Consider the following 16,430-nt stretch of genomic DNA (forward strand, 5'->3'; position numbering starts at 1 on the left):
AGGCCGGCCGTCATGGCCGGCTTCCATTGAACCTTCCGTAGGAAAGTCCAAGCATGGCCGATGTCGTCGTTGAGCAAGCTCGCTCCGTACGCGCCGCGAGCCCGCGCAAACGCACCAGCTTGCACAATGCGCTCAGGCGGAAGTCGACGGTGGCGTTCTTCCTGACGCTGCCCCTGATTCTCCTGATCGCGCTATTGGTGCTCTATCCCGCCTTCTACTCCGTGCATCTGGCGACGCTGAACAAGTCGATGCAGAAGTTCGTCGGCTTCGCCAACTTCACGTTCCTGTTCAAGCGTGACACGTTCTGGATGGTGGTGAGGCAGTCCTGCATCTTCGCCATCACCGCCGTGTTCTTCAAGGCGCTGCTCGGCTTCATCGTCGCTCATTTCGTCCACAACCTTCCGGCCAAGGGCCAGCGCAAATGGCGCGGCATGCTGCTGGTGCCGTGGGTGATCCCTCCCGCAATGAGCACGCTGGCCTGGTTGTGGCTGTTCGACCCCTCCTATAGCGCCTTCAACTACACGCTCTCGTTCTTCGGCATCGGCCCGATTCCCTGGCTCGGCGACACCTTCTGGGCGCGCTTTTCGGTCATCCTCGTCAACGTCTGGTACGGCGCACCCTTCTTCATGATCATGTACCTGGCCGCGTTGAAATCGGTGCCGGACCAGCTCTACGAGGCGGCCGCCATCGACGGCGCCAATTGGTGGCAGCGGATCTGGTACGTGACCCTGCCGATGATGCGCAACATCATCGCCATTACTACGCTGTTCTCGCTGATCGTGACCTTCGCCAATTTCGACATCGTGCGCATCCTGACCTCGGGCGGCCCGCTGGACTCCACGCATATCTTCGCCACCTGGGCGTTCCAGGTCGGAATCCAGAGCAGCGACATTCCGCTCGGCGCCTGCGTCTCGCTGTTCATGGTGCCGATCCTCGCCGTCGCCGCGATCTTCATTCTGCGCGATGTCAACAAACGTGGGAACGAAGCCTGATGAGCACGATTGCGATCGACAAGGGCGGACCCACGCGCAAGGTCAAGTACCGCAGCATGAGCCGGGATCGCACCTGGGCGCTGCGCTGGTCCTACTTCTTTCTGGTGCTGTTCGCGATCTTCTCGCTCACCCCGCCAATCTACATGCTGATCACCTCGCTGAAGAGCAGCGCGGAGATCTCGGCGGCGACCAATCCGTGGTGGGTGTTTCACCCTACCCTGTCGAACTACGTCGAGCTCTTGACCTCGAACCAGTTCTTGCGCTTCTTCTGGAACTCCGCCATCGTCTCCATCGTGGTCGTGATGGTCACGATGCTGATCAGCATTCCCGCAGCGTTCGCCCTGGCCAGGATGAAGTTCTGGGGCTCCACCACGCTCGCGACCGGCGTATTCCTCACCTACCTGGTTCCCGACAGCCTGTTGTTCATTCCGCTGTTCAAGATGCTGGCCATGGTCCAGGACCTGACCGGCATCACGCTGCTGAACAGATGGTACGTTCTGCTGTTCATCTATCCGACGCTGACCGTGCCGTTCTGCACCTGGATCATGATCGGCTATTTCGCCTCGATCCCCAAGGAGCTCGATGAGGCCGCCCTCATCGACGGCGCCTCCTGGCTGCAGACGCTGACGCGAATCTTCATTCCCGTGGCGCTGCCCGGGCTGATCGCGGCGACCATCTTCGCCTTCACCGTCTCCTGGGCCCAGTTCCTCTATCCCCTGGTGTTCACGACGTCGGTGGATCAGCTCGTCCTGCCGGTCGGTATCACCACCACGCTGATCAAGGGCGACGTCTTCAACTGGGGGCAGATCATGACCGGCGCGCTGCTCGGCGCCGCGCCGCCGCTCATCATCTACGCGTTCCTGATGGACTACTACATTGCCGGCCTGACCGCCGGTGCGACAAAGGGTTGATGTCTCATGGCTGACGTTGCTTTGCGGAAGGTTGTCAAGCGTTACGACGATGTCGAAGCCGTGCGAGGCATCGATCTCGACATCGCAGACCATGAATTCATCGTGCTGGTCGGCCCCTCCGGCTGCGGCAAGTCGACGACGCTGCGCATGATCGCGGGACTCGAAGACATCAGCGACGGCGACATCATGATCGGCGGCGACGTCGTCAACGACGTGCCGCCGAAGGACCGCGACATCGCGATGGTGTTCCAGAACTACGCGCTCTACCCGCACATGACGGTCGCGGAGAACATGTCGTTCGGGCTGCGCCTGAAGCACTATCCCAAGGCCGAGATCAAGGCGCGGGTAACGGAGGCTGCTCGCCTCCTCGACATCACCGATCTGATCGACCGCAAGCCGAAGCAGCTCTCGGGCGGCCAGCGCCAGCGGGTCGCGATGGGCCGGGCCATCGTGCGCAATCCGAAGGTCTTCCTGTTCGACGAGCCGCTGTCCAATCTTGACGCGAAACTCCGCGTGCAGATGCGGATCGAGATCAAGAAGGTGCACCAGAAGGTGCGCACCACCACCGTCTACGTCACCCACGACCAGGTCGAGGCGATGACGCTGGCCGACCGCGTCGTTGTCATGAACAAGGGCCGGATCGAGCAGATCGGCACGCCGAACGAACTCTACCACAAGCCGGCCACGCGCTTCGTCGCCGGCTTCATCGGCTCGCCCGCGATGAACTTCATTCCGTGTCGGCTCGAGGATGTCGGCGGCACGCTTCAGATCCGCCTGACCGACCGGATCGCTTTCCCGCTGCCGCCGGCCCGTGCCGCGCGCTACAATGCGCTGCCGCGCACGGAGAAGCTGCTGCTCGGCCTTCGGCCCGAGCATCTGTCCGAGGCGCATGCGCATCTGGAGCCCGGCGTCGAGACTTTCGAAACCGTACTCGACGTCACCGAGCCGATGGGGATGGAAACGTTCGTTTATTTCGGGCTCGAGGGCACACCGATCTGTGGCCGCGTCAACCCCAATGCCGGCGCCAAGGACGGGGCACCCATGCGTTTGGCGATGGACCTCAACAATATGCACCTGCTAAACGAGGCGTCCGGCGTCGTGTTATGACGACCGGACAAGAAACTCGCGCAGGCAGGGGACGATGGCGACCAACAAGAAGAAGATTTTCGTTACGCAAACTTTGTCGCAAGGGGCGCGCGCCCTCCTCACCCAGCGCGACGATATCGAACTCGTCGAGTTTCCGAACCTGATCTCGGCCGGGGATTTCGAGGCGTTGCTGAAGAGCCATGCGCCGGTCCACGGCGTGGCACTTGGCGCCACCGCCTTCGGCGAGACCGAGCTCGAGGCGTCCCGCGGCATGCAGGTGGTGACCCGCATCGGCGTCGGCTATGACGCCGTCGACGTGCCCGCCCTCTCCCGCCGCAAGGTGCCGCTGATGGTGGCCGGCAGTGCGAACTCTCCTTCGGTCGCGGAAGCGGCGCTGTTCATGATGCTGACGCTCGCCAAGCGCGCGCAGGAGCTGCACGCCTGCGTCAGGGACGGCAAATGGGCCGACCGGCTCGGCATGCTGCCGTTCGATCTCTACGGCAAGACCGTGCTGGTCATCGGCTTCGGCCGCATCGGCAGCCGTACCGCCAAGCGGTGCCTCGCGATGGAAATGAACGTGCAGGTCTACGATCCCTACAAGCCTGCCTCCGAGATCAAGGCCGCCGGTTGCGAGCCGGTCGCCGACCTCGACGCCGCACTGCCCCAGGCCGATTTCGTCACCATCCACTGCCCGAAGACGCCCGAAACCGTGGGCCTGTTCGATGCGGCGCGGATCGGTCGGATGAAGCCGAAATCCTATCTCATCAACACGGCGCGCGGCGGCATCGTGAAGGAAGCCGCGCTCTACGACGCCCTGGTCTCCGGCAAGCTGGCCGGCGCCGGGATCGACGTGTTCGAGGTGGAGCCGCCGCCGGTCAGCAACGCGCTGTTCGCGCTGCCCAACGTCATCATTGCCCCGCATGTCGCCGGCGTCACGGTCGAGGCGGTCCAGCGCATGAGCGAGCAGACCGCGCGCAACATCCTGAGTGTGCTCGACGGCGATCCGATCAGACAGAACGTCATCAATCAGGACGTGCTGGGCTGAGCGAAATCACGCGCCGGCGTCCGGTCCACCCGCCTTCGGGACGCCAGAAAGCGTCCCATTTTGGTGCAGATCGGGCCCCAACTCAGCCTTAATCAAACGCGCGTAATGGAGGCGGAAGCACGGCGGTAGCGGGACAGACTGGCCGCCCGTGTCGAGCTGGAGGATGCCCCCTTGTCAGAGATCGATCCGACCGACCAAACGCTGGCGACCATCGCCAGCATCCTGGAGAATCCCGAGCCCGTTCTCGTCATTCGCAAGACCGAGACCGAAATCGTGATCGCCGGCGAGCGCGATCACAAGGACCCCCACGAGCAGCAGGTCGTCGACGAACATCCGGTGCTCGACGAGCATCCGTCGATCGACGAGCATCCGTCAGTCGAAGAGCATCCGGTCGTCGAAGAGCAACCGCTGGTGCCGGAGCACACCGATGCCGACGGCTACAGCAAGGTCGGCCCCGGCCCGATGGTCGCGATCCGCCTCAAATGGACGGTGCATCGCGGCGATGACGGCCAATTCTACGTCCACGAGACCATCGGCGAGCAGTCCGCGCCCGTGGTCAACGGCCCGATGACGAGCGAGGCCGCCGTGCGCTTCGTCGACGAGCAGGAGGACGAGGCCCAGCGGCGCTTCGAAGAGCTGCGCAGCGAGATCGCCGGCCGCAGCTCGCTCGCCGATTACGAGCGCAAAGGCGAAGCCTAAAGCGCGATCAGATATCGTCTGAGCATGATCTCCCCGGAAAGCCGCTTCGCACTTTGCGCTAACGCGGCCTTTCGGGTCCGGATCATGCTCTAGCGCTCGCGCGGGCCGAGAAAGTCCCGCTTCACCAGCTCGACGCCGGCGTGCCGCAACAGGTCGTAGGCCGTCGTCACGTGAAAGAAGAACTGCGGGACGCTGAACGTCAGCAGCAGCGTCCGCCCGGTGAAGGGCAGCTCGGTCCCGTTCTTCAGCTTGAAGAAGACATTCCGCTCCGCCGCCGCGTCGATCTCTGCGCGCGGCAAGCTCTCGATGAACTCGATCGACGTCGCGATGCGGGCCTGAAGCCCGGCCAGGTCGTGCTCGAGCACCGGCATCGCCACCGGCTCGCGCTGCGCCAGCAGGGCCGCCGCAACGGTGGCGTGGCGGCAGGCCTCACCGACCTGCTGCGCCAGATCGTACATGTCCGGCGCAATGCGCATACCGAGCAAAACCGTCGGATTGAACTTGCGGGTCTCGGCATAGGCCACACCTTTGTCGAGCAGGACAGACAAGTTGCGCAGGTAAGGCACGAACAGGCCGACCGAGGCCTCGTGCATCGAGATCGTCATTTCAAATTTCCCTTCGATTTCCGCCTCGTCAGCGACGGGCATCTGATCTAAACCCAACCTCAAGAGCCGCACAATGACAGCTCGCGCAGGGGTGGAGAAGATGATCGTTCGAATCGTAACCGCTTTGGCCATGGCGCTGTTGGCAAGCCTTTCGGCGCAGGCGCAGCAGACGCCCTCACGCCTCGACGAGATCGTCAAGCGCGGCACGTTGCGCGTCGGTATGACCGGCGACTACAAGCCGTTCACCTATCTGGACAAGCCGACGCAGCAGTTCAGCGGATTCGATGTCGACATGGCGCAGGCGCTCGGCAAGGCGCTCGGGGTCAAGGTCGAATTCGTCCCGACGGGCTGGCCGAAGCTGATGCAGGATTTCGAGGCCGACCAGTTCGACATCGCGATGGGCGGCGTCTCGGTCACGCTCGACCGACAGAAGAAGGGCTTCTTCTCCACGCCGATCATGCGCGAGGGCAAGACGCCGATCGCCCGCTGCGCCGACGTCGGCAAGTACCAGAGCATCGCCGACATCGATAAGAAGGGCACCCGCGTGATCGTCAATCCCGGCGGCACCAACGAGCGCTTCGCGCGCGCCAACATCCGCGATGCCGAGATCACCGTCTTTCCCGACAACACGATGATCTTCGACGAGATCGCCAAGGGCAATGCCGATTTGATGATGACGGACGCTTCCGAGACACGCTACCAGCAGAAGCAGCACGCAGGCGTGCTCTGCGCGGTGCATCCCGAAAAGCCGTTCGACTTCTCGGAGAAGGCCTATTGGCTCCAGCGCGACATGGCGCTGAAGGCCTTCGTCGACCAATGGCTGCACATTTCCATGGAAGACGGCAGCTACAAGAAGATCTACGCAACGTGGTTCGACTGACATGCGAAGGAAACTGGTGGTCGCAATTGTGCTCGGGATCAGCGGCGTCCACGGTGCGCTCGCACAGTCGAAGTTCACACCGGCGACCGGGCCGGCCTGCAAGGACGAGTCGACAGACGAGCTTGGTGTGTGGACCTGCCCTGGGCCGGCCGGTTACGTGGTGAGCTTTGCCGACGAAGGCAACATCGTATCGGTCACGATTGCGCCTCGGAGCGCAATCGAGAAAGTGTCCGGGCCGACTGCGCAATGGCGCGGTGCCCGCAAATCGTTTGGCGATAAGGTGCAGTGGATCATGCGTGCCGGCGTACCGAGGGCCGCGGTAATCCGCACGTGGCGACGGGTCGGCGAGGATGAAAAGGAGCTGCAGGAGCTCTCCGTGTTCGCGATCAGCGGCGCAAAGGCCTGCCTCGTCGGTTCCGTCGATGTTCATGCCGACAAGGCGAACGACGTAGCGCTTGCCCGCGCCCAACAGGCGGCCAATGCGGGTTGTCCGCGGAAATAGGCGGGGCGCGCTGAATTCTCGCGGATCAGGCGCGGACGGGGGGCATCGCCCGCCCAACTCCAGGCAGAGTTCGGCGTTATTGAACCAAGGCCGGCGTGAGCACGACTCATACCGAGAACAGTGATCTAGATCACGTTTGAGGATCAAGCCGGGGCGTAAGCGTCGGTCCGGGGACTATCTGCTCAGGAGATGGAAATGAGGAAGCTGTTGGCCGCGGCCGCATTCCTTTTGGCGAGTACAGCTGCTCAAGCACAGTACACGTTCGAATATGGCGGGCGCACCATCCGGATCGATCCGGACCGCGGCACGGTGCAGATTCCCGGCGTGTACGACAACACCGGCCAGGGCAAGGCCAAGAAAGCCAAGAAGAATGAGCAAGCGCCGCAGCAGGCGACGGTCGATCCGCAAGCGCTGGCGGCACCAGCTCCAGCTCCTGCCGCGCCGCCCGCCACCGCGCAGACGCCTGCAGCTGCGGCCGTAGCACCGGCTCCTGCACCGCCACCGCCACCGCCGGCGCCGCCGGCAACTACTGCCGCCACCGCACCGGCCGATACGGCCGTGCTGCCGCCGCCTGCGCCGCCATCCGCCCCTGCGCCGCAGCAGCAGGCAGCCCCCGCCGTGGCGCCTCCGCCCGCGCCGACCGTGGCTGCAGCGCCACCGGCACCGCCTCCACCACCTGCCGCGGCGCCCGCTCCCGCTCCCGTTCAGGCTGCCGCAGCCACGTCGGCTCCGGCCGCAGCCACTCGCGATCTCAGCTCGCCACTCGGCGTCTGGCTCACCGAGGAGAAGGAGGGCAAGGTCCGCATCGAGCAATGTGGCAGCAATCTCTGCGGCTATTCGGTCGATTCCAAATCGAACCAGAACGGCGAGCAGGTGCTGATCAACATGAAGCCCGGCAAGGACCAGAAATGGTCAGGCCGTATCCTCGACCCCAACTCGGGCTCGACCTACGATTCGACCATCGCGATGAAGGGCACGGACCGGCTGCGCGTGCAGGGCTGCGCCTTCGGCGGCATGTTCTGCGGCGGCCAGACCTGGACGCGGGTGAACTGAGGCCGGCTGTCGTTCCGGGAGAGACAAGGGGCCCGTCATGCGGGCCCCTTTGCTTTTGTGCGCGTGCCGTGGCGAGGTGCGCAACGTCACACAGCCTCGCGCGCACGTGACAGCCCTCACATCGCCGGTTCCACAGGCATGTCACCGTCCCCGCATGGTCAACCCACAGGGGCGTGTCATGAACGGATTTCGCAAGGGTCTCTTCGCCACCATCGTCGCCATCGCCTTCCCGCTCGCACAGGCTGATGCGGCGACAAGCACTTTCGACGGCACCTGGAATGTTCGCATCTCGTCAGCGAGCGAGACCTGCGGCAACGGCGCGAACGTTGCGATCGGCATCAACAACGGCCAGATCGCCTCGAGCAGCGCGGCCGTGTCGGCGTCGGGCCGCGTGGCCGATGCCGGCAGCATCAACGTCACCCTGAGCACCGGTATCAAGCGTGCCGTAGGCTTCGGCCGGCTCAGCGGCACCTCGGGCTCCGGCACCTGGCGCGGCGCGCTGTGCAAGGGCACCTGGACGGCGGAGCGGATGTAGGTTTGCCGTGTCCCGGACGCGCTGCAACGCGCCAGCGTTGCTGCGCAAATCCGGGATACACGCACAAGGCTTTCTTAGCCCAACGCCGCCCCATACTCCGCGTCCGTCACCGGCTCCAGCCAGGTCGAGTAGACGCCGTCGAGCGCTTCCTGCATGGCGATGTGGCACATGCCGTTGGTCGGCGAGGCCCCGTGCCAGTGCAATTCGCCCGGCGGAATCCAGACGGTGTCCCCGGGACGGATGTCCCTGACGGGGCCGCCCTTGGTCTGCACCCGCCCGACGCCGGAGATGACGTAGAGCGTCTGCCCGAGCGGATGGTAATGCCAGTTGGTGCGCGCGCCCGGCTCGAAGGCAACGCGCGAGCAGTTCAGCCGCGCCGGCGCGGGCGCCATGATGACCGGGTCCTGCCACACGGTGCCGGTGAAGTTTTCCTTGGGCGCGCGGCGGGTCGGCCGCGTGCCTGCAACAGTGATCTCCATGGGGTCCTCGCTCCTGTTACTTCTTGCTGGCGGCGTAGCGCGCCTTGGTCTCGGCGTTCATGGGATAGAGCCCCGGCAAGACCGCGCCGTTGTTCACCTCGTTGACGATCCAGGCTTCCATCCGCTCCTGCTCGACGCCCTCGTTGAGGACGTGATCGAGCATCGCCTGCGGGATCAGCACGCAGCCGTCCTGGTCGGCGACCACGATGTCGTTCGGGAAAACAGCGACCCCGCCGCAGCCGATCGGCTCGCCCCAGCCAACGAAGGTCAGGCCGGCCACGGAGGGCGGCGCGGCATAGCCGTCGCACCACACCGGCAAATTGGTGCCGAGCACGCCCTCGACGTCACGCACGACACCGTCAGTGACGAGCGCGGTGACGCCGCGCTTCATCATGCGGGCGCAGAGAATGTCGCCGAAGATGCCGGCGTCGGTGATGCCCATGGCATCGACCACGGCGATGCATCCCTCCGGCATCGCCTCGATCGCGGTACGGGTCGAGATCGGCGACGACCAGGATTCCGGCGTCGCCAGATCCTCGCGCGCCGGCACGAAGCGCAGCGTGAAGGCCGGTCCCACCAGGCGCGGCAGGCCCGGGCGCAGCGGCCGCGCGCCCCGCATCCACACATTGCGCAGGCCCTTCTTCAGCAGGACCGTGGTGATGGTGGCGGTGGTGATGCCGGCGAGGGTCTTGCGGGCTTCGGGGGACAGCGACATGGACGACAACGAGCTCCGAGGTGCGGGAAAGAACGCGCGCATCTTGCGAGCCGCAGCTCTTGCGTCAAGGGCCAAGAGGCCATCAATAACGCAGGGCGGCTGAGCCGTTATGCGACGCGATAACAAGGTCTTATCGCGCCCACTTGCATTAATTTATTGGACTTGCGGCCGCATTTACGCGAAGCAGGACGAAGCGGAACCCTCACGTCGGGGGCCGCATTCCTCAGAAGCCCGATTTCGACAGCTCTTCGACAGCTCATGGCCGCGACGCTTCCCCCGCCCCGCCTTCTGCCCAGTGGCGACAGCGCCGTCACTGTCGAGTTCAGCCGCACGATCGATGACGTCGCCAACCAGCGCGTGCTGGCGCTCGACAAGGCGCTCGCTGCGAGCCCCATCGACGGCATCACTGAGACCGTGCCGACCTATCGCTCGCTGCTGGTGCACTACGATCCCAGCAAGATCGGCTTCGACGCGCTCGGCGACAAGCTGCTCGCGCTCGCCACCCGGCCGCTGCCGCCGGTGACCAAGGCTCGCCGCTGGCGCATTCCCGTCGCCTATGGCGGCGAGCACGGCATCGATCTCGAGGATGTCGCCAAGGCACTCGGCACCACGCCAGACGACATCGTCGCCCGCCATGCCGGCGGCGACTACAAGGTTGCCATGATCGGCTTCACGCCGGGCTGGTCCTATCTCAGCGGTCTCGACAAATCGCTGCACATGTCGCGGCGGCAAAATCCGCGGCTGCTGACGCCCGCCGGCACCATCTCGATCGGCGGCATCCAGGCGGGCATCCAATGCCTGGCCGCGCCAAGCGGCTGGCACCTGCTCGGCCGCACGCCTGTGCGAACCTATCAGCTCCACCGCAATCCGACCTTCCTTACCGAGCCCGGTGACCGCGTGACGTTCTTCGCCATCGACCACAAGAGGTTCGACGAATTGGACCGCGCGGCGGAAGCCGGCGAGATCGTTGCCGAGCAGGTGAACGCATGAGCCGGCTCGTCGTCGCCAGCATCGGCCCTGCCAGCTCCGTCCAGGACGGCGGCCGCCATGGCGCGCAGCGCTATGGCCTGACCGTGAGCGGGGCGATGGACCGGTTGTCGCTGGCTGCAGCGAACACGCTGGTCGGCAACGAGCCGTTCGCGGCCGCCGTCGAGATCGGGCCGTTCGGCGCCTCCTTTACCGCGCGTGACGGCGCCGTACGCGTCGCGATCTCGGGCGCGCCGCGTAACGCTGACGTTGCCGGAAGCCCCCTCGCCATGGACACGTCAGTGACGCTGAAGGACGGCGAGACGCTGACGCTGGGCTTTGCCCGCGGCGGCGCCTTCACCTATCTCGCCATCGAAGGCGCCATCAAGGGCGAGCCGGTATTCGGCAGTCTCGCGGTCAATGCGCGCGCGGGCCTCGGCAGCCCCTACCCGCGCCCGCTCCAGGCCGGCGACGAGTTCAACGTTGATGCGGCGAGCGGCGCACCGGAACTGCGGATCGAGCTGCCGAAGCCCGCGAGCGGCCCGATCCGTGTGCTGCTGGGGCCGCAGGACGACGAGTTCGACGATGCCAACAAGGCACTCTTCCTGGACAGCGAGTGGAAGATCTCGGCAACGTCCGACCGCATGGGTTATCGGCTTGAGGGCCCCGCCATCAAGCATCTGCACGGCCACAACATCGTTTCCGACGGCACGGTCAACGGCAGCATCCAGGTCCCCGGCAACGGTTCGCCGATCGCGCTAATGATGGATCGCGGTACCTCCGGGGGCTATCCCAAGATCGCAACTGTCATCACGGCCGATGTCGGCCGTCTCGCGCAGACCTCGGCGGGAACGGCGTTTCGCTTCGAGGCGGTCGGCATGGCCGAGGCGCAGGACGAGGCAAAGAAATTCGCGCAACTGATCCGGGCCCTGCCCGATCGGCTGCGTTCTGCCGACACCGTCGCGCTCAACATCGAGGCGCTCAGCGATGCCAACGTTGCAGGCTATGCGGTGAGCGCCGTCGACGCCGGGACCTGGCAGGTCACCGCGGAGCCATAAACGCAACAACAAGACCAGAGGCGGAGAGCACCCATGAAGACAGTCGACCTCAATTGCGACCTCGGCGAAGGTTTTGGCGCGTGGGAGATGGGCAACGACGCCGCAATGATTGAGCTCGCAAGCTCGGTCAATGTCGCCTGCGGCTTCCATGCCGGCGATCCCGACATCATGCGAAGGACGGTGGAGCTTGCAAAGGCGCGCGGCGTCTCGGTCGGCGCACATCCCGGCTACCGCGACCTGCACGGCTTCGGCCGGCATCCGATCGCGGGGCTGAAAGCCTCCGAGATCGAGAACCTCGTCGCCTACCAGATCGGCGCGCTTCAGGCGATCGCCACCGCAGCCGGCCACAAGGTCACCCATGTGAAAGCGCATGGTGCGCTCTCCAACGTCGCCTGCGAGGACGACATGACGGCAAAGGCGATCGCCGCCGGCATCAAGGCGGTCGATCCCAGCCTGATCTTCGTCGTGCTCGCCAATTCGAAGCTGGTGCAGGCGGGCGAAGCGGCCAACCTGCCCATGGTCCACGAGGTATTCGCCGACCGCGCCTATGAGGACGACGGCAATCTCGTCTCGCGCAAGAAGCCCGGCGCGGTGCTGCACGATGCCAAGGCGATCGCCGACCGCGTGGTGCGCATGGTGCAGGACGGCGCGGTGGTCTCGGTCACCGGCAAGGTGATCAAGATGCGCACCGACACGGTCTGCATCCACGGCGATACGCCCGGCGCGGTCGACATAGCGCGCGGCTTGCGTCAGGCGTTGAAGGCTGCGGGGATCGAGGTCGCGCCGTTCAAGCGCGGGGCTTGAGGCACGAGAGGTGCCGTAGGGTGGGCAAAGGCGCAGCGCGCCGTGCCCACCATCTTCGCATGATTGAGACAAGCGGTGGGCGCGCTTCGCTTTGCCCACCCTACGAGACCGTCAGAACGGATGCACCGATAGCGTGCCGAACACGATGGCCGCGATAACCGCAAACGCGCTGTAGAGCGCCAGATGATGGGCGTTCGCCCGGGTCTGCCGCGAGAGCGAGCGCGCGTAAAAGTGCAGTCTGGCTTCCGCCGATAGTTCGCGCATGGTCGATCTCCAACGCCCCATTTGCGCGATTATGAAGGATCAACCAGGGCGGGAGGCAAGACGGTCGCGCAAATAGCGATAATGGTTCTTCGGAAGGGCCCGATTGCAGGTCCAAATTCTTCCGAAACGAGGGTTCCGAGAATCTTATTCGTTCAAATCCGAGCCAGTTGGAACCGGCTCGGATGATGGTGGAGTGACAGTCCTCAGTACACGTCAGCCTGGAAACGGCCGCTCTTCTTGAGTTCGGCGACGAAACTGACGGCCTCATCGGTCGAACGTGCGCCGAACTGGGCGACGATGTCGACCAGCGCGCGCTCGACGTCCTTGGCCATGCGCTTGGCATCGCCGCAGATGTAGAGATGCGCGCCTTCGGCGAGCCAGGTCCAGACCTCGCGGCCGACCTCACGCATGCGGTCCTGTACGTAGAACTTCTTCTCGCCGTCGCGCGACCAGGCCAGCGACATGCGCGTGAGCAGGCCCGAGGTCTTCATCGCGTTGAGCTCCTCCTGGTAGAAGAAGTCGCAATCGCTGCGCTGATGACCGAAGAACAGCCAGTTCTTGCCGGGTGCGCCGGTCGCCTTGCGGTCGAGCAGGAAGGCGCGGAACGGCGCGATGCCGGTGCCGGGACCGATCATAATGATTGGCGTCTTCGGGTCTCGCGGCAGGCCGAAGGCGTGCGCCTTCTGCACATAGACCTTGAGATTCTCGCCCTCATTGATGCGCTCGCCGAGGAAGGTCGAGGCGACGCCGAGACGCCTGCGCTTGCCGACGACGTAGCGCACGGAATCGACCGTCAGCGACAGCTTTCCGGGCGTTGCATTGTGCGAGGACGAGATCGAATAGAGCCGCGGCTGGAGCGGCTCCAGCGCCTCGACGAAGGCCTCCGGGTGCGGCCGCGTGCCGGAAAACTTCTGCAGCGCCGCCATCACGTCGAGAGTTGCGGCATCGCCATCGGGATCCTCCCCCTGTGCCAGCGCCCGCGCCTTTTCGCGCGCCCCGCCGCCGGTGATGAAGGAGATCAACTCGAACAGCGTGTCGGGTGCCGGCGACAGCGAGACGTCGTCGATCAGCACCTCGCGCAGCGTCTTGCCGTTGACCTTGGTGGTGTGGGAGGCGCCGAGCAGCGCGATGATCTGGTCGACGAGGCCGACATCGTTGCGCGCGAACACGCCAAAAGAGTCGCCGACGACGTAGTCGAGCCTACTCTCGGAAAGATCGAACTCGACGTGATAGGTTTCCTTCTCCGATTTGCCCTTGTTGAGCAGGCGGCGCGACAGGAAGGTCGCGGTAACAGGGTTGTCGCGCGAGCGGCCGGGCTCTGCGATCGTGACGGTCACCGCCGGCGCTGGAGCGTCCGGCTTGTCACCTGCCTTGGCCGCCGGGGCCTTGTCGAGCTCCTCGTACAGCGACTTCAGCATCCGCGCGGTTTCCTTGCCGCCGGGAACGCAGAGATTGAGCCGCGCTTCGCTGCGGCCTGCGATCGCCTCCGAATAGTCGTGGCAATTGTAGCCGCACTGGCCGCAATCCTGCTGCGCCATCGCCGCCATCATCTTGCGGCGCACGGGACGGCCCTCGGCGAGCTTCATCCGCTCAGTGATCGGCATGGTCTGGTCGTGCCAAGGCGCTTCGCCGTCGTCACCGTCACCGGCTCCGCCTTGCATGACGGCAGCGCCCTGCTCCGCCGACAGCGGCGCGGCGACGTCAGGCGACAGCAGCCCTGCGAAGAAACCGTTCAGCCAGGAGCGCTGCGCATCGGAGAACGGGGCGCTGGCGGGAATGATGTCGAGCTTGGGCGGAGGGGTGATCTGGTTCATGCGGACACCTGTGCATCGGCAAGCTTGCGCAGCGCTTCGCCGTCATGGCGGCGCGCGAAGGAGAGGAAGGTTTCGTCGGGAGACGCGCGATGGGCGATATAGGCCTTGAGCAGTGCCTCGACCGTCTTCGGCGCGTCCTCGGCCTTGAGGTCGTGATAGACCTCCTGCCCGACATCGGCGTCGGGACCGAAGCCGCCGCCGGTGAAGAGGTGATAACCCTCGACCGTATCGTCCTCGTTGACAGGCACGCGCGCCCCGATCAGGCCGATGTCGCTGATGTAATGCTGCGCACAGGAATGGTGGCAGCCGGTGACGTGGATGTTGACCGGCTTGTCCATTGCAACGCGCGGCTCGCACCAGTCGCCGATCTCCGCGGCATGGCGCTTGGTATTGGACGCGGCAAAGCGACAGCCGGCATTGCCGGTGCAGGCGATCAGGCCCGCGCGGATATGCGAGGCCTCGACCGCGAGCCCGATCTGCTTGATGGCCGCAATGGCGAGTTCGACGTTCTCGTCGCGCACTCCTGAAATCAGCAGGTTCTGCCAGACCGTCAGCCGAATCTCGCCGTCGCCGAGGTCGCGCGAAACCTTGGCAAGGCCGCGCATCTGCTCGGAGGTGAGCTTGCCGAGCGTCAGCGACACGCCGAGCCAGTTGAGGCCGTCCTGCTTCTGCTTGTGCACGCCGACATGCGCCATGCGGTCCGCTGCGGGGCGCGGGAGAAACGCCTCTTCGGGCACGCGCACGAATGACGTCTTCAGCCGTTCCTCGACCAGCTTGAGGAAGCCGTCGTGGCCCATCGCGTCGAGCACGTATTTCAGCCGCGCCTTGTTGCGGTTGGTGCGGTCGCCATGGTCGATGAACACGCGCACGATGGCATCGGCAACAGCGGTCGCCTGCTCCGGCTTGACGATGATGCCGGAATACTTTGCAAAATCCTTGTGGCCGGTAATGCCGCCGAGGCCGAGCCGGAACCAGATTCCGGGCTCGACGCCGAAGCCGTCCTTCACCTCATAGGCCGTAAACGCGATGTCGTTGGTCTCCTCCAGCACGGCGATCCTGCCGGCGCCGTCGAAGGCAACGTTGAACTTGCGCGGCAGGCCGTAGAGCGAGCGGTCGTTGAGGATGTGGTAATGCCACTCGCGCGCATAGGGCCGCGTGTCGACGATTTCCTGCGGATCGATGCCCGCCGTCGGCGTGCCCGTGACGTTGCGGATGTTGTCGGCGCCGGAGCCGCGCGAGCACAGGCCGAGTTCCTGAATGCCTTCGAGCAGCTTGATCGCGTGCTTCGGCGGAATCTCGCGGAGCTGCAGGTTGGCGCGCGTCGTGACGTGGCTGTAGGGGCCGCAGAGCTCTTCGGCGAGATCGGCAAGCCCTGACATCTGCCAGTGCTTCATGATGCCGTTCGGAATCCGCAGGCGGCTCATGTAGGAGTCCTGCGTCGGCGCGACATAGAAGATGCCGTAATAGCGCCAGCGGAAATTGTCCGCCGGGCTCGGCGGCGCGTTGTCGAGCGCTTGCTGGCGCAGTCTCGGATAGGCGTCGAAGGGGTGCTCGTCGCGCTTGAACTTCTCTTGGTCGGCGAGCTTCTTGCCCGACGCGATGACCTTGTCCTGCGCCTTGATGTGCACGGCATCGGGACCGGTCGGCTCCGCGTTTGCCTTGCCGGCGCCGCCGCCGCCAAGACCGCGCCCGACCCGGCTGATCTGCAGACCGGTCGTGAAGCCTTCGAGATAGCGTTTCTGCTCGTCGGTAAAGTCGACTGCGAGCGTATCGATTTTCATGGTCGGTAACGAAGCTCCTGCGGCCACCTCGGTGGCTTCGACGGAAATTGGTGCGACCCGCGAGCAACCTTGCCGGCTCGAGAGCCCGCCTGGCCACCAACGGTCCGATCAGCTTCGTTGCTGTAGGACTCGGCTCAGCAGGCACCTGTGACAAGCTGGCCGCACTGCAACATTCAAGTTGCGTGCCAGCTTAGTGAAAATGGAAAGCTTCGTCTTTTCAGTTGATTAGGCGCCCACCCGG

At 64.9% G+C, this 16,430-nt stretch carries 18 protein-coding genes; 12 read left to right on the top strand and 6 right to left on the bottom strand.

The features are described 5' to 3' along the window. Positions 1–53: 53 nt before the first annotated feature. From ACFDR6_RS12560 to ACFDR6_RS12580, 5 genes are all read left to right on the top strand, one after another. On the top strand, positions 54–992 hold the full coding sequence (locus ACFDR6_RS12560; protein ID WP_212085017.1) for a carbohydrate ABC transporter permease: 939 nt from the start codon (positions 54–56) through the stop codon (positions 990–992). After that, a complete protein-coding gene (locus tag ACFDR6_RS12565; protein ID WP_212085015.1) occupies positions 992–1,903 on the top strand; it encodes a carbohydrate ABC transporter permease in 912 nt (303 codons plus the stop codon). Before ACFDR6_RS12560 ends, ACFDR6_RS12565 begins: the two co-directional genes overlap by 1 nt. A gap of 6 nt (positions 1,904–1,909) precedes the next feature. Then, entirely contained in the window at positions 1,910–3,010 is a 1,101-nt protein-coding gene (locus ACFDR6_RS12570; RefSeq protein ID WP_212085013.1) for an ABC transporter ATP-binding protein, read from the top strand. A gap of 34 nt (positions 3,011–3,044) precedes the next feature. Then, positions 3,045–4,034, top strand: a complete 990-nt coding sequence (locus ACFDR6_RS12575) for a hydroxyacid dehydrogenase (RefSeq protein ID WP_375858469.1) — start codon at positions 3,045–3,047, stop codon at positions 4,032–4,034. 171 nt (positions 4,035–4,205) lie between these two features. After that, positions 4,206–4,733: a hypothetical protein gene (locus ACFDR6_RS12580; protein ID WP_375858470.1), complete on the top strand. Its 528-nt coding sequence runs from the start codon at positions 4,206–4,208 to the stop codon at positions 4,731–4,733. A gap of 89 nt (positions 4,734–4,822) precedes the next feature. Here ACFDR6_RS12580 and ACFDR6_RS12585 read toward each other — a convergent pair whose 3' ends face one another. Then, entirely contained in the window at positions 4,823–5,326 is a 504-nt protein-coding gene (locus tag ACFDR6_RS12585; RefSeq protein ID WP_375858568.1) for a DUF1993 domain-containing protein, read from the bottom strand. A 112-nt stretch (positions 5,327–5,438) separates the two neighbouring features. Here ACFDR6_RS12585 and ACFDR6_RS12590 point away from each other — a divergent pair, with 112 nt between their 5' ends. The 4 genes from ACFDR6_RS12590 (at position 5,439) to ACFDR6_RS12605 (ending at position 8,308) form a co-directional block, all read left to right on the top strand. Then, positions 5,439–6,218 (top strand): transporter substrate-binding domain-containing protein, encoded by a 780-nt coding sequence (locus ACFDR6_RS12590; RefSeq protein ID WP_317239456.1) that lies wholly within the window; start codon positions 5,439–5,441, stop codon positions 6,216–6,218. A gap of 1 nt (position 6,219) precedes the next feature. Further along, positions 6,220–6,720, top strand: a complete 501-nt coding sequence (locus ACFDR6_RS12595; protein ID WP_375858471.1) for a hypothetical protein — start codon at positions 6,220–6,222, stop codon at positions 6,718–6,720. A 195-nt stretch (positions 6,721–6,915) separates the two neighbouring features. Beyond that, positions 6,916–7,773, top strand: a complete 858-nt coding sequence (locus tag ACFDR6_RS12600; protein ID WP_317239454.1) for a DUF2147 domain-containing protein — start codon at positions 6,916–6,918, stop codon at positions 7,771–7,773. Positions 7,774–7,951: 178 nt separating this feature from the next. After that, on the top strand, positions 7,952–8,308 hold the full coding sequence (locus ACFDR6_RS12605; RefSeq protein WP_317239453.1) for a hypothetical protein: 357 nt from the start codon (positions 7,952–7,954) through the stop codon (positions 8,306–8,308). Between the two features lie 74 nt (positions 8,309–8,382). Here ACFDR6_RS12605 and ACFDR6_RS12610 read toward each other — a convergent pair whose 3' ends face one another. Both ACFDR6_RS12610 and ACFDR6_RS12615 read right to left on the bottom strand, forming a co-directional pair. After that, positions 8,383–8,787 carry a (R)-mandelonitrile lyase gene (locus tag ACFDR6_RS12610; RefSeq protein ID WP_375858472.1) on the bottom strand — a complete coding sequence of 135 codons (405 nt, stop codon included), beginning with the start codon at positions 8,785–8,787 and terminating at the stop codon, positions 8,383–8,385. 16 nt (positions 8,788–8,803) lie between these two features. Continuing rightward, on the bottom strand, positions 8,804–9,502 hold the full coding sequence (locus ACFDR6_RS12615; protein ID WP_011087336.1) for a ribonuclease activity regulator RraA: 699 nt from the start codon (positions 9,500–9,502) through the stop codon (positions 8,804–8,806). A 258-nt stretch (positions 9,503–9,760) separates the two neighbouring features. Here ACFDR6_RS12615 and pxpB point away from each other — a divergent pair, with 258 nt between their 5' ends. From pxpB to ACFDR6_RS12630, 3 genes are read left to right on the top strand one after another with little or no spacing between them, the layout of a single operon-like run. Next, on the top strand, positions 9,761–10,492 hold the full coding sequence (gene pxpB / locus ACFDR6_RS12620; RefSeq protein WP_317239451.1) for a 5-oxoprolinase subunit PxpB: 732 nt from the start codon (positions 9,761–9,763) through the stop codon (positions 10,490–10,492). Next, a complete protein-coding gene (locus ACFDR6_RS12625) occupies positions 10,489–11,526 on the top strand; it encodes a 5-oxoprolinase subunit C family protein (protein ID WP_212084981.1) in 1,038 nt (345 codons plus the stop codon). Before pxpB ends, ACFDR6_RS12625 begins: the two co-directional genes overlap by 4 nt. A 33-nt stretch (positions 11,527–11,559) precedes the next feature. Further along, positions 11,560–12,330, top strand: a complete 771-nt coding sequence (locus tag ACFDR6_RS12630; RefSeq protein WP_317239450.1) for a LamB/YcsF family protein — start codon at positions 11,560–11,562, stop codon at positions 12,328–12,330. A 111-nt stretch (positions 12,331–12,441) separates the two neighbouring features. Here the strand turns inward: ACFDR6_RS12630 and ACFDR6_RS12635 are convergent, their stop codons facing one another. The 3 genes from ACFDR6_RS12635 to ACFDR6_RS12645 all read right to left on the bottom strand — a co-directional run bounded on the left by ACFDR6_RS12635 (position 12,442) and on the right by ACFDR6_RS12645 (position 16,189). After that, the gene (locus tag ACFDR6_RS12635; protein WP_035677849.1) at positions 12,442–12,594 is read right to left on the bottom strand and encodes a hypothetical protein; all 153 of its coding nucleotides are present in this window, start codon (positions 12,592–12,594) and stop codon (positions 12,442–12,444) included. Between the two features lie 203 nt (positions 12,595–12,797). Then, positions 12,798–14,408, bottom strand: a complete 1,611-nt coding sequence (locus ACFDR6_RS12640; RefSeq protein ID WP_212084976.1) for a sulfite reductase subunit alpha — start codon at positions 14,406–14,408, stop codon at positions 12,798–12,800. After that, positions 14,405–16,189, bottom strand: coding sequence for a NirA family protein (locus ACFDR6_RS12645; protein ID WP_375858473.1), 1,785 nt, complete (start codon positions 16,187–16,189; stop codon positions 14,405–14,407). Before ACFDR6_RS12645 ends, ACFDR6_RS12640 begins: the two co-directional genes overlap by 4 nt. Between the last annotated feature and the right edge of the window lie 241 nt (positions 16,190–16,430).

The sequence above is a fragment of the Bradyrhizobium tunisiense genome (assembly GCF_042263385.1).
GTDB lineage: Bacteria > Pseudomonadota > Alphaproteobacteria > Rhizobiales > Xanthobacteraceae > Bradyrhizobium > Bradyrhizobium tunisiense.

Excerpts from the sequence above, each read along its gene's own strand:
- ACFDR6_RS12600 (WP_317239454.1), top strand. The coding sequence starts at position 6,916 with ATGAGGAAGCTGTTGGCCGCGGCCGCATTCCTTTTGGCGAGTACAGCT.
- ACFDR6_RS12615 (WP_011087336.1), bottom strand. The coding sequence starts at position 9,502 with ATGTCGCTGTCCCCCGAAGCCCGCAAGACCCTCGCCGGCATCACCACC.
- pxpB (WP_317239451.1), top strand. The coding sequence starts at position 9,761 with ATGGCCGCGACGCTTCCCCCGCCCCGCCTTCTGCCCAGTGGCGACAGC.
- ACFDR6_RS12605 (WP_317239453.1), top strand. The coding sequence starts at position 7,952 with ATGAACGGATTTCGCAAGGGTCTCTTCGCCACCATCGTCGCCATCGCC.
- ACFDR6_RS12565 (WP_212085015.1), top strand. The coding sequence starts at position 992 with ATGAGCACGATTGCGATCGACAAGGGCGGACCCACGCGCAAGGTCAAG.
- ACFDR6_RS12610 (WP_375858472.1), bottom strand. The coding sequence starts at position 8,787 with ATGGAGATCACTGTTGCAGGCACGCGGCCGACCCGCCGCGCGCCCAAG.
- ACFDR6_RS12625 (WP_212084981.1), top strand. The coding sequence starts at position 10,489 with ATGAGCCGGCTCGTCGTCGCCAGCATCGGCCCTGCCAGCTCCGTCCAG.
- ACFDR6_RS12640 (WP_212084976.1), bottom strand. The coding sequence starts at position 14,408 with ATGAACCAGATCACCCCTCCGCCCAAGCTCGACATCATTCCCGCCAGC.
- ACFDR6_RS12560 (WP_212085017.1), top strand. The coding sequence starts at position 54 with ATGGCCGATGTCGTCGTTGAGCAAGCTCGCTCCGTACGCGCCGCGAGC.
- ACFDR6_RS12575 (WP_375858469.1), top strand. The coding sequence starts at position 3,045 with ATGGCGACCAACAAGAAGAAGATTTTCGTTACGCAAACTTTGTCGCAA.
- ACFDR6_RS12630 (WP_317239450.1), top strand. The coding sequence starts at position 11,560 with ATGAAGACAGTCGACCTCAATTGCGACCTCGGCGAAGGTTTTGGCGCG.
- ACFDR6_RS12570 (WP_212085013.1), top strand. The coding sequence starts at position 1,910 with ATGGCTGACGTTGCTTTGCGGAAGGTTGTCAAGCGTTACGACGATGTC.
- ACFDR6_RS12595 (WP_375858471.1), top strand. The coding sequence starts at position 6,220 with ATGCGAAGGAAACTGGTGGTCGCAATTGTGCTCGGGATCAGCGGCGTC.
- ACFDR6_RS12590 (WP_317239456.1), top strand. The coding sequence starts at position 5,439 with ATGATCGTTCGAATCGTAACCGCTTTGGCCATGGCGCTGTTGGCAAGC.
- ACFDR6_RS12635 (WP_035677849.1), bottom strand. The coding sequence starts at position 12,594 with ATGCGCGAACTATCGGCGGAAGCCAGACTGCACTTTTACGCGCGCTCG.
- ACFDR6_RS12585 (WP_375858568.1), bottom strand. The coding sequence starts at position 5,326 with ATGCACGAGGCCTCGGTCGGCCTGTTCGTGCCTTACCTGCGCAACTTG.
- ACFDR6_RS12645 (WP_375858473.1), bottom strand. The coding sequence starts at position 16,189 with ATGAAAATCGATACGCTCGCAGTCGACTTTACCGACGAGCAGAAACGC.